5 protein-coding genes are annotated in these 12138 nt (G+C 70.0%); all 5 read left to right on the top strand.

Annotated elements, in window-relative coordinates; translation table 11 throughout:
• Positions 1 to 39 precede the first annotated feature (39 nt).
• From ASD84_RS02595 to ASD84_RS02575, 5 genes are read left to right on the top strand one after another with little or no spacing between them, the layout of a single operon-like run.
• Positions 40 to 6213: an Ig-like domain-containing protein gene (locus ASD84_RS02595; RefSeq protein WP_056706381.1), complete on the top strand. Its 6174-nt coding sequence runs from the start codon at positions 40 to 42 to the stop codon at positions 6211 to 6213.
• A gap of 14 nt (positions 6214 to 6227) precedes the next feature.
• A complete protein-coding gene (locus ASD84_RS02590; protein WP_056706378.1) occupies positions 6228 to 7199 on the top strand; it encodes an AAA family ATPase in 972 nt (323 codons plus the stop codon).
• 4 nt (positions 7200 to 7203) lie between these two features.
• Complete coding sequence (locus tag ASD84_RS02585) at positions 7204 to 8487, top strand: DUF58 domain-containing protein (RefSeq protein ID WP_156391542.1); 1284 nt, start codon at positions 7204 to 7206, stop codon at positions 8485 to 8487.
• Positions 8484 to 10973 (top strand): transglutaminase-like domain-containing protein, encoded by a 2490-nt coding sequence (locus tag ASD84_RS02580; RefSeq protein ID WP_082573113.1) that lies wholly within the window; start codon positions 8484 to 8486, stop codon positions 10971 to 10973. The genes ASD84_RS02585 and ASD84_RS02580 overlap by 4 nt, the downstream gene beginning before the upstream one ends.
• Positions 10970 to 12007, top strand: a complete 1038-nt coding sequence (locus ASD84_RS02575; RefSeq protein ID WP_156391541.1) for a hypothetical protein — start codon at positions 10970 to 10972, stop codon at positions 12005 to 12007. The genes ASD84_RS02580 and ASD84_RS02575 overlap by 4 nt, the downstream gene beginning before the upstream one ends.
• The last annotated feature ends 131 nt before the right edge of the window (positions 12008 to 12138 follow it).

Genomic DNA, 12138 nt, shown 5'->3' with positions numbered 1-12138 from the left:
CGCTTCGCTCCTCCAGCGCACAACTTCGCGGGGACCCCGATGAATCACCCCACGGAGCGCAAGTGGCGCAGGTGGCGCAGGACCGCGTCGGCGACGGCGCTGGCCCTGGTGCTCGGCACCCTCGTCGTGCTCGCGTACCGCTACGACGGCAAGCCGTTCACGGAGGTCGAGCTCAACGACGGCGGTGTGTGGGTCACCAACAACGACCTGGGCCTGGTGGCCAGGCTCAACCCGCAGATCAAGGAGCTCGACCTCGGCGTCGACGCCGGTAGCTCCCAGTTCGACATCTTCCAGCGCGCCACGGACCTCTTCGTCGACGACGTCTCCACCGACCGTTCGGTCAAGGGGGTCGACATCGCCTACGCCGCCGTCGACGAGCCGACGTCGCTGCCCACCGGAGCCGTCGTCGCGTACGGCGGAGACACGTTCGCCGTGGTCGACTACCTCAGCGGCAAGGCCTGGGTCCGGCCGAAGAGCCAGTTCTCGGGCTTCTCCCAGAAGACGACGAAGCCCGACATCACCGATGCCCTCACCGCAGCCGTCGGCACCGACGGCCGCGCGTACGTGCTCGGTCGCGACGGTCGCGTCACGCCGTTCGTCATCGAAGACGGCGAGGCCGTCGCCGGGGACGACATCGACCTCAGCGGGGGCGAGGGGGGTCTGGAAGCGGACCCGGCGAAGGTCACGCTGAGCGTCGTGGGCGAGACCCCGTTCCTGTTCAACCAGACGACCAGCGAGCTGACCCGCCCCGGCGCCGACCCCGTGGAGGTGCCGGAGTCCGACCCGACCGCGGTTGAGCTGCAGCAGCCTTCCGGCGACAGCGAGGCGCTGTACCTCGCCACCCACTCGGGCCTCTACGTCACGCCGCTCGACGGTGGCAAGCTCGTCGAGGTCAGTCGGGGCGACGTCGCGGGTCGACCCGCGGCACCGGTCGTGCTGGACAGCACGGGCTGCGTGTACGCCGCCTGGGCCGACCCGGCATCCGCGCACAACTACCTGCGCGACTGCGAGGACGCCGATTTCGACGACGAGTCGCCGATCCCGGGCATGCAGGACAACGCGGAGCTCCGGTTCCGCGTCAACCGCGACGTCGTGGTCCTCAACGACGTGAGGACCGGCGACAGCTGGCTGGTGCAGGATCCCGGCAAGGCCAAGATCGCCAACTGGCCGCAGGTCGCCCCGGAGAACCAGAACCGCTCCAAGCTCAAGAAGACGACCGAGGAGATCCCCGACCAGGAGAACCGGCCGCCCGAGCCGGAGCGGGACGACCTCGGCGCCCGGCCCGGTCGCGCGACCGTTCTTCCCGTGGTCGCCCTCAACGACCACGACCCCGACGGCGACATCATCAGCATCTCCAAGACGTTGCACGTCAGCGGACCGGAGTACGAGGTCAAGATCGTCGGCGGCGGCACCCAGCTCCAGGTCGCCGTACCCTCGGACGCCGAAGGCACCTCGGTCTTCCGCTACTACGTCACCGACGGCCGCGTGAACGAGGAGCGTTTCGCCGAGGTCCACCTGACGATCCGCAAGGACTCCGAGCACAGCCCGCCGAAGATGATGAAGGACCGGAAGCCGCGGCTCAACGTCGCCCGCGGCGCCACGTCGAGCTACTTCGTGCTGGCCGACTACTTCGACGCCGACGGCGACGACTTCTCCCTGACCGCTGCATCGGCGCGGGGCGGGGAGGTCGAGTTCAGGCCCGACGGCACGATCACCTTCACCGACAGCGGCGCAGGAGCGAAGGTCTCGGAGATCACCTACACCATCGAGGACGGCCCCGACGCCATCACCGGGAAGCTGCCGGTCCAGGTGCTCGGTGACACCGCTCCTCCCGAGCTCGTCGCGGACCTCGCCTCCGGCGTGGCGAACGCCCAGGTCGTGGTCCAGCCGCTGACCAACGACCGCAACCCCGAGGGCCGCGACCTCACCCTCAAGAGCGTCAAGGTGATCGGCAACGACGAGGGCACCGAGATCTCCAAGGACCTCGAGTCCGGCACCTTCACCTTCAGCTCGACCAGGGCCCGGAGCTACTACCTGAAGTACGAGGCCTACAACTCCTCCTCCACCAGGTCGTCGTTCATCCGTCTCGACATCGAGTCGCCGCCCAAGGACAACCGACCTCCGGTCGCAGTCCGGGACAAGGCCGTGATCGCACCCGGCGGGACCGCGCAGGTGGACCTGTTGCTCAACGACCTCGACCCCGACGGCGACGTCCTGGTCGTCAAGCGGATCGGGCGCCCGTCGATCCCGGGTGTCAAGGTCTCCGTCGTCGACAAGCGGCTCGCTGTCGTCAGCTCCGCGACGGACATCGTCGGTCAGCAGGCCGTCGTCGAGTACGTCGTGTCCGACGGCCAGAGCTCCACGGTCGGTCACCTGGTGGTGGCCCAGCGCCAGACCGGCCAGACCAATCGCCATCCGGTCGCCAACAAGGACCAGGTGACGGTGCGCGCCGGCTCCGTCACCACCATCCCCGTCCTGGGCAACGACTCCGACTCCGACGGCGGCAAGCCACGCCTGTTCCAGGACGACCTCCGCAACGACGAGGACCTCGACGTCTGGGTGTCCGGGGACACCTTGCGGTTGCGCGCGCCCGAGAAGCCGGGCAGCTACTCCGTCCTGTACGGCGTCCGCGACAACGACGGGCTCAAGGCGAGCGCCGAGGTGAGCATCTACGTCGTCGCCGACTCCGCGAAGAACAACCACCCACCGTTGCCGCAGCCCATCATCGACCGGGTCATCAGCGGTCGACCCAAGGTGATCTCGATCGACCTGGTCGGGGCAGACCCGGACGGTGACGCGGTCGCCTTCCGCAGCGTCCTCACCGCTCCGAAGAACGGCCGGATCCTCGACACCGGCGTGGACTGGATCCGCTACGAAGCCTTCGAGGGCAAGACCGGCACCGACTTCTTCCAGATCCGGGTGCAGGACAAGTACGGCGCGACCGGCGTCGCCGAGGTGCGCGTCGGAGTGGTGCCCGAGGAAGCGGAGAACCAGCCGCCGGTCGCCCTCGACGACAACGTCCTGGTCCAGCCCAACCGGACGATCTCCTACAACGTGCTCACCAACGACGTCGATCCCGACGACGACCCGCTGCGCATCGACGAGCTCAACGACATGGTCCGCGCCGAGCACGACAACGGTTTCGTCGAGGTGCCGGTCGGCGATGCGCCCGACACGGGTTCGCTGCCGATCAACATCGGCTACAGCATCGAGGACGCGGCCGGCGCCCGCGACGATGCGGTGCTCAAGGTCCTGACCAGCCACGACGCGCCCTTCTACGCGCCCATCGCCCGTGATGACGTCGCCGAGCTCGGCGACATCATCGGCCGCGACCCCGGCGACACCGTCGACGTCGAGGTGCTCGACAACGACCTCGACTTCGATGGCGCCAAGGCCGACCTGCGGGTCAGCGAGTGCGACGCCGGCAGCAAGGGCGCGTGCGAGGTCACCGACGACGACTCGACGGTGCAGGTGACCCTCAAGGCCGAGGACCAGGTGGTGCTCTACCGGCTCGACGACGCCGACGACGAGTCCACCGGCACCTTCGGCGTCATCTACGTCACCGGCACCGACAACGTGCCGCCCCAGCTGACCACCGACAAGAAGCGGATCCCGGTCGAGGTGGTCTCGGGGGAGACCGTCGAGTTCGACCTCAAGGACCTCGTGATCACCCGCGCAGGACGCGAACCGCGGATCGAGACCGGCACCCTGCCGACCGCCGTGAACGGCGCCGCCTCCCCGGTGAAGGACGCGCCCACGTCGCTGTCCTTCACCCCGAGCAGGGACCACGTCGGTCCCGCGTCGGTGACCGTCGGGGTCAGCGACGGCAAGACCGCGGCGGAGGATGCTGCGCTCAGCTCGCTGCTGACGATCCCGATCGACGTCAAGCCCGCAGGCAACGTCGCGCCGACGATGCGGGACGCGGCGGTCGACGTCACGGCCGACGGCGAGCCTGCCGAAATCGACCTGTCCGGTCTGACCAGGGATGCGAACGAGGGCGACCTCGACGCGATGACCTACTCGGTGGCGTCCGCAGATGCCGGCCTGTCGGCCGACATCGAGCCCGGCGGCAGCATCTTGTCGATCAAGGCCAGCGCCGACGACGGCGACGTGCTGAAGGTCAACGTCGTGGCCGACGACGGAGAGGAAGGGGGGACCGACGAGGCGGTGGTGACCGTGCGCGTCGTGGGCAGCAACCAGCCCTTGCTGAGGATCCCGCCCATCAACATCACCGCGAACAAGGGCGAGTCGATGGCCGTCGACATCGCCAACTACGCGGTGAACCCGTTCCCCGGTGAACCGATCGAGGTCAGCAACCCGCGCATCGAGGGCGACGGGCGCCTGTCCGGGCTGAAGGTCGACGGCTCGGCCGTCTCCTTCACCCCGACCGCTTCCGGTCGGTCGACGATCAAGGTCACCGTCTCCGACGCGTCCGACGACCGGACCCGTGACGTCGCCGCGCGGATCAACGTCGTTGTGCTCGCTGTCCCGGAGGCGCCCCAGCGACCCGTCCTCTCCTCGGTCGAGGCGTCGTCCGCTGTCCTGTCCTGGCGTGAGCCCGAGGCCAACGGTGCGGCCATCGAGGAGTACGAGGTCGTCGGCTCGGGCGGCTACAAGCGCACCTGCCCCGCGACCACGTGCCGCCTGGACGACCTGACCCCAGGTGACTCCTACACGTTCACCGTCCGGGCCAAGAACTCCGTCGGCTGGGGTGATCCGAGCCCGGAGTCGGAGGAGATCACCCCCAACAAGGCGCCGGACCTGATGGCTCCGCCGACCATCGTCATCGAGTCGAAGCCCACCGGCACCCGGATGGACCGGCAGCTCACGCTGCGGTGGACCACACCGAACAACGAGGGTTCGCCCATCACGGTCTACGAGATCAAGGAAGCCGGCAGCGGCAACACCTGGCAGGCCCCGGGCGGCGCGACGTCGTACACGATCCCCGGGCTGACCAACGGCACGTCGTACGCCTTCGAGATCCGGGCGGTCAACTCGGTCGAGCCGCGCCGGGAGTTCTCCGGTGCCTCGAAGGCCGTCCAGCCGTTCGGGGTCCCCCTTCGCTCGGGCGCCGCACCCCAGCTGGTCGCCAGCGAGGCCGACGCCTTCACCCAGCAGCCCTGGGTGCGGATCGACTGGTCGAAGTGGTCGGTGGCGCAGAGCAACGGCAACCCGGTCTCGAGCTACACGATCAAGTGCTCCGGCTGCAGCCGCGACACCTATGTCGTCGATGGCTCCGCGGCGTCGAAGACGTTCGACTCCAACGACGGCATCCGCAAGGGCGAGACCGTCACGCTGTCGGTCGCGGCGACCAACGACGCGGGCACCAGCGACCAGAGTCCGACGGTGTCGGGCCGGCCATGGACCAAGTCAGGTCCGGTCCGCAACCTGCGGGAGGTCGGTACGTCCCCGGCGGACTACACCGCGACGATCGCGTGGGACGCCCCGGCTGACGACGGCGGCCTGCCCATCCACCACTACGTCGTGCAGAGCAGCAGCGGCTGGACCACCACCGTCGGGTCGGCGCCGTCAGGCGGCACGGCCATCAAGTTCCCGGACAACGGGCAGCACTCCATCACGGTGTGGGCCGTCACCTTCAACGGCGACCGGGCGGTCGAGGGCCAGAGCGACAACCTCGGCAACATCGACACCTGGGGCAAGCCCGCGGCTCCCGTGAACACCTCCGGCACGAGTGACGACTACTACGAGGTCGACCTCAGGCTGACGGCCGGCGCCGCGAACGGCACCATGGCGGTGACCGGCGTCCAGTACAGCCTGGACGGCGGGGCGTGGGTCGACGCGAGGTCGGGCGACCACTTCACGGCCGCGGTGCCCGAAGGCGGTACGACGAGGACCATCCGGGTCCGGACGGTGTCCGCAGCCACGGACGACCGGAAGTACAGCGACGACATCCCGCTCACGGGTACGTCCAAGGACCGCTGGGTCACCATCTCGATCGAGAGCTGCAACATCCTCACCGGGAACTGCGTGATCCGGCTGTCGGGCGAGGGCTACGTGAACGAGTCGCGCGCCGTCTCCACCTCCCTGTTCGACGGCCTGACGGTCGTCGACCCCGACAAGTGCGACTTCTCCCAGAGCGTCACCAGGGAGTTCCCGAACAACTTCATTGCCGGCGGGTCCGGCTGCCGGGTCTCCGGCTCCGGCTCCGCCAAGGTCGACACCAATGGCCGCTCCGACACCGACACGCGCTAGCCCGAAAGGCCCTCATGTCCCTCACCACCGAACAGACCGAGTGGTTCTCGCAGACCTTCGCCCAGCTCGTCGCCAACGTCGAGCAGGCGATCCTGGGCAAGCCCGAGATCGTCCGGCTCGCGTTCGTCGCCCTCCTCGCCGAGGGACACCTGCTCCTGGAGGACTACCCGGGGACGGGCAAGACGTCGTTGGCGCGAGCGATCGCGCAGACGATCCGCGGTGACCACCACCGGATCCAGTTCACTCCCGACCTGCTGCCGAGCGACGTGACCGGTGTGACGATCTTCGACCAGCGGACCCAGGAGTTCGAGTTCCACAAGGGACCGATCTTCTCCAACGTCGTCCTCGCCGACGAGATCAACCGTGCGTCGCCCAAGACCCAGTCGGCGCTGCTGGAGGTCATGGAGGAGAACCAGGTCACCGTCGACGGCATCACCCACGCGGTCGGGCAGCCGTTCATCGTGATCGCGACCCAGAACCCGATCGAGCAGGCCGGCACCTATCGCCTGCCCGAGGCACAGCTGGACCGGTTCCTGATCAAGACCTCGCTCGGTTACCCGGACCACGAGAACACCGTCCGGATCCTCGTGAACGCACCCAAGGGCAAGGCGGCCGCGGTGGTCAGCCCGATCATCACCGGCGACAACGTGCTGGCCATGATCCGCCTGGCCCAGCAGGTCCACGTCGAGCCCGCCATCATCGAGTACATCTCCAGCATCACCGAGGCCACCCGCGAGGCACCCGAGGTCGTCCTCGGCACCAGCGTCCGCGCCGGCCTCGCCCTGATGCGCGCCTCCCGCGCCTGGGCCGCGTCGTACGGCCGCAACTACGTCGTCCCCGACGACGTGAAGACCCTGGCCGTCCCCGTGCTCGCGCACCGCATGGTCCTCGACCCCGAGGAGGACTTCCGGGGTACGACGTCCGAGGACGTCGTACGTCGTGTCCTCGAGCGCGTGTCGGTTCCGCTGGAGCCGGCTGGTCGATGAGGCGATGAGTCCCCGCTCGTGGGCGGCCGGCCTGCGCCGTACGCTCTCCGATCTCTCCCGACGCCGCCAGGCGCTGGGGGGCGCGCTGCGTGACGGCGTGGTCGAGCGCACCGAGAAGGTGCGTGAGGTCGTCAGACCGGTCACCGAGACCGTCACCGCCGCCGGCTGGATCGTGGGCCTGCTGGCGATCGCGCTGGTCGTGGCCGGGCCGCTGCTGCGCTGGCGCGAGCTGGTCATCGGCGGGATCTTCCTGATCTCGGTGCTCCTCCTGGCGATCTTCTTCGTGGTGGGCCGTCAGCCGCTGGTGGCGCGCCTGGACCTCGCGCGGGAACGGGTGATCGTGGGGGAGCGGGCCAACGGCTACCTCTCGTTGACCAATCCGACGCAACGACGATCGCGTTCGCTCGTCGTAGAGTTCCCGGTCGGCGCCGGTCGAGCGGCGTTCGAGCTCCCCGCGCTGGCGCCGGGTGCGATGCACGAGGAGCTCTTCGCCATCCCGACCGCCCACCGGGCCGTGCTCGACGTGGGTCCGGTCGTGGCGGTGCGCTCCGATCCGCTCGGGCTGATGCGCCGGGAGCGGCACCTCAACCGGATGGACACCCTCTACGTCCACCCGAAGACGCTGCGGGTCGACGGGTCCGCTGCCGGCCTGGTGCGCGACCTCGAGGGCCGCACCGTTCCGAAGATCTCCGACAACGACGTGTCCTTCCACGCGCTGCGCGGCTACGTGCCCGGCGACGACCGGCGGCACATCCACTGGAAGTCGAGCGCCAAGACCGGCACCCTCATGGTCCGCCAGTTCGAGGAGACCCGGCGCTCGCACCTGTTGACGATGGTGAGCTCCCGGCTGGAGGACTACGCCAGCGACGACGAGTTCGAGATGGCCATCTCGGTCGCGGGGTCGTTGGGGACGCAGGCCCTCTCCGACGGTCAGCAGCTCAGCGCCATGTCGTCCCACGGGACGCTGCCCTCGGGTGGGGCACAGCGGTTCCTCGACGGCCTGTCCGGCCTGGCCTACGACTGGAAGGCCGCTCGACTGGTCGACGTCACCCGACGCCTCAGCGGCGACGGCCTCGCGGCCAGCGTGATGGTGCTGTGCATCGGCTCCGGTGTGAGCATCACCGACCTGCGGCGCGCCCGCCAGTACCTGCCCGTCGACACCCGCGTGATCGCGATGCGGTGCCTGGTCGGGCAGGAACCGTCGGTGCGGTGGCTCGGCGACCTCGCCGTGGCAACGGTCGGGCGTCTCGAGGAGCTCGGCGTCGCCGTACGACGGGTGTCGGCATGACGAACCTCCCCACGGCGCCGCCGCCGCCGCCTCCGCCGCCTCCGTCGCACGCGGCCGGACCGCGCGTGCGCGAGAGCGATGCCTTGAGCAGCAGTGGTCCGATGCTGCTGGTGGCCGAGGGCCGCAGGCGCGGAGCGATGCCGTCGTGGCGGCTCGCGGTCGTCGACGCACTGCTGGTCGTCGGTCTCGCAACGCTGTGCGCGTGGCCCCTCGGCGAGGTCTACCTCGGAACCCGCTGGCTGGCCGCCGTCGTGATCGGGCTGGTCCTCGGTGTCGCGATCGCCTGGCTCGGTGCCCGCTGGCGCTGGGGTCCGTGGGTGACCGCCATCGCTGCGGTGGCCGCCTACCTCGCCGTCGGCTCCGGCGTCGCCCTGCCGACCCGGGCCACCAACGGGGTGCTCCCCACAGCCGACTCGCTGCGCGACCTGGTCATCGGCCTGGCGCACACCTGGCGCGAGTCCCTGACGCTTCCGGCGCCCCTCGGTGAGAACGGCGTGGTCCTGATCGTGCCGCTCGTGACCGGACTCGTCGGCGGACTGGTCGCCGCCGTGCTCCTGTGGCGGTCGCGGTGGCCGGGTCTCGCAGGCCTGGTGCTGGTGCTCGTCCTGCTGCTGTCCTCGGCCTTCGGAGACATCGAGGCCGAGGCGGTGATGACCCGCGGCCTGGCCGTGGCGGCGTTGGGTGTGGTCTGGCTGCGTTGGCGCTCGCTGCGCAACGTGCGTGCCCGGTGGGGACGACGGATCGTGTCGACGCTGGTCGTCGTCGGTCTCGCGGGCGGCGTCGCCGCGGGCCTCGCGGTGGTGTCCGACCCCGGCGGCAACCGGGTGGTGCTGCGCGACCACGTGGACACCCCGTTCGACCCGCGCGACTACCCGAGCCCGTTGTCGAAGTTCCGCGCCTACAAGAAGGGGCCGGGCAAGACCGCCACCCTGTTCACCGTCGACGGCCTGGAGAGCGGCACCCTGGTGCGGCTCGCCGTCATGGACACCTACGACGGCATCGTGTGGAACGTCTCCGGTGGCCCGGGGTCGGCCCACGACTCCGGCACCTTCCGGCGGCTGCGCAACGATCCGGACGCCAACCTCGAGGCGACGACGCGCGGCACCATCACCATCGGCGACTACACCGGCGTGTGGGTGCCCAGCGTCGGAAGGACGCTGTCCATGACGCCGGTGAAGGACGGCCGCACCGACGGCGACGCGGCGAGCGAGCTGGTCATCAACCGCCAGACCGAGACGGTCGCGCAGATCGGCGGAGTCGAGCGGGGGACCGCGTTCCAGGTCGAGGCCGTCGTGCCCCGCCAGGTGGTCGAGGAGGAGATCACGCTCCTGGACGCCGACGACTCGGTGACGCTGCCGCAGCCGGCGATCGTGCCCGAGGAGCTGAGGGACCGGGTCCAGCGCTGGCAGGCCGATGCGGGCTTCAGCGGCGGCAAGGCCGGGCCGATCGCCCAGTTCCTGCGTGACGCCTTCCGTGAGCACGGGTTCTACTCCGACGGGGTCGAGGACTACGTCCCGGCAGGTCACGGCGCCAGCCGGCTGGCCGTCCTGGCCAAGACACCGACCCCCGCAGGCAATGCCGAGCAGTACGCCGCCGCCATGGCCCTGATCGGCCAGGAGATGGGCCTGCCGATCCGCGTCGTCATCGGGTTCAAGGTGCCGCCGGGCGGCGGTGCGGTCCGTGGCGAGCACATGACGGCCTGGGCCGAGGTCAAGCTCGAGGGCGCCGGCTGGGTGCCGTTCGAACCCACGCCGCAGGAGAACAAGAGGCTGCGGCGTCCCAACGACGATCCCAACGAGGAGCCGCAGCCGCAGGTGCTCCAGCCGCCGCGCGTGCCCGGTGAGCCGAAGGAGGCGAGCGACAACCTCCAGCAGGGTGACGGCAAGCGCGACGGGGTCAACATCCTCGAGGTGCTCGGCACGGTCCTCGCCGTCCTCTTCGACGTCGGCAAGGTCGCGCTGCTCCTGTCGCCGCTGTGGGGCGTGCTGCTCTTCAAGTTCCTCCGTCGCCGCCGGCGCAGGCGGTCGGGTGACGCGACGCTGCGGTTGACGGGCGCCTGGCGCGAGCTCGCCGACCGGATGCGTGACCTCGGTGTCCGCCCGACACCGGGATCCACCCGTCGCGAGAGCGCCTACGCCGCGGCCGTCCGCTACGACGCCGTCCCCGTGGTGACGCTCGCCCACACCGCGGACCGCCACGTCTACGGCGAGGACGAGCCGAGCATCGAGGAGGCCCGCGCCTACTGGTCGGACGTGGACTCCGCGCTCAAGCGGATCCGGAAGTCGACTCCCTGGTGGCGCCGGATCGCCGCCCGCTTCTCGCTGGCCTCGGTGCCGTGGCGAGCCGGGCTCGGACGGGTTCGCGCGCGGCTCGGGCGGTTCGGGCATCGGCTGCTGGACCTCGGGCCGGTGGTCCGGGTCCGCTCGGGCGTGCGCCGCCTGGTCAGGCGTCCGCGTCGCGGTGGTACTTTCAGGCGCAAATCGTGACGGTCGGCAGCGGCGGACCAGCAATCTCGGGAGTGGGCAAGATGGCAGTTCGTCGTTGGGCAAGCGCTGGCGTGGTGGGGGTCCTGGGGTTGGGTCTCGGCCTGCATCCGGCGGGAGCGGACGGCGCGGAACGTGCCGCGGGCGAGACGCAGTCGACGTACGCCTACACCGTCGCCCTGTTGCAGGACGGCGCCGGGTGCGACAACCAGCACATCCCGTTGACCGGCCCGGTTCCGGCGAACATGTTCGTGCCTCTCGACGGCAAGACCCACACGGCCGTGATGGACCGCCGTGGAACGAGCAGCGGTGCGACCCTCCGCGGCACGGGTTCGGTCAGCGGTCGCGTGGTCAGTACGTCCCATGGCCTGCGCAAGTCCTACCTGACCGCCACGGTGGCGGCCTCGGTGACTCCCGGTACGTCGCCACGTCCGTGCACGGTGATGACCAACGCTCTCGGCGGTGTCGAGATGGATGTCACCGCGACGAAGAAGTCGTGGCTCGTCGTGCGCTCCAGCGGGTCCGCGGTGGGCTACTCCGAGGCGGGCGTCGAGGTGTCGGGCACCACCACCCCGCTCTACGTCGTGATCCCGAAGGGAGGCGCGGTCGTCCGGCTCGTGCCACCGGGCAGCTACAACATCCACTCGTTCCTCACGTCGAAGTCGCGCCTGCTCGCGAGCGGGACGGCCACGGTCTCCTCGCGGGCGACCATGTCCGGCACCGCCGCGCTGGTCCCGGTCGGTACCCGCCGGTCCCTGACCGGGAGTGGTACTGGATTCGTCGCGGCGGGTCACCGCAACTGCACCTCCAACGAGGTGCGGGTCGCGTTCAGCCGTGCCGCCCGGACGCGCACCCGGTCGATCACCTTCTACGTCAACGGGGAGCGCCGCGTGGTCCTGCGCGGACGAGCGTTGATCCGCTCGTCGATCGTGCTGAGGCGGATCGCTCCGGCGTCTGCCGGCGTGGTCAAGGCGGTCGTGCGCACCAGGTCGGGTGCGCGGCGGACCATGTCCTCGACGTCCTGGCCCTGCCGCTGACCCGACCACCGACCCTGGGTCGCCACGGGTGAGTCGCGGGTGATCTGTGTCGCTCGGTCTTGCCGCGGGGCTCGGTGGGACGCCATACTCGTCCAAAGTAGAACGTGTTCTATATTTGGGGGTTCGGCGGC

It is taken from the genome of Nocardioides sp. Root682, assembly GCF_001427795.1.
Taxonomy (GTDB): domain Bacteria; phylum Actinomycetota; class Actinomycetes; order Propionibacteriales; family Nocardioidaceae; genus Nocardioides.
Note: the sequence above shows the minus strand (reverse complement) of the source record. Positions and strands in the feature narration are given on the sequence as shown.

Bases quoted from the DNA above. Each gene is read 5' to 3' on its own strand.
- ASD84_RS02590 (WP_056706378.1), top strand. From the start codon at position 6,228: ATGTCCCTCACCACCGAACAGACCGAGTGGTTCTCGCAGACCTTCGCC.
- ASD84_RS02585 (WP_156391542.1), top strand. From the start codon at position 7,204: ATGAGTCCCCGCTCGTGGGCGGCCGGCCTGCGCCGTACGCTCTCCGAT.
- ASD84_RS02580 (WP_082573113.1), top strand. From the start codon at position 8,484: ATGACGAACCTCCCCACGGCGCCGCCGCCGCCGCCTCCGCCGCCTCCG.
- ASD84_RS02595 (WP_056706381.1), top strand. From the start codon at position 40: ATGAATCACCCCACGGAGCGCAAGTGGCGCAGGTGGCGCAGGACCGCG.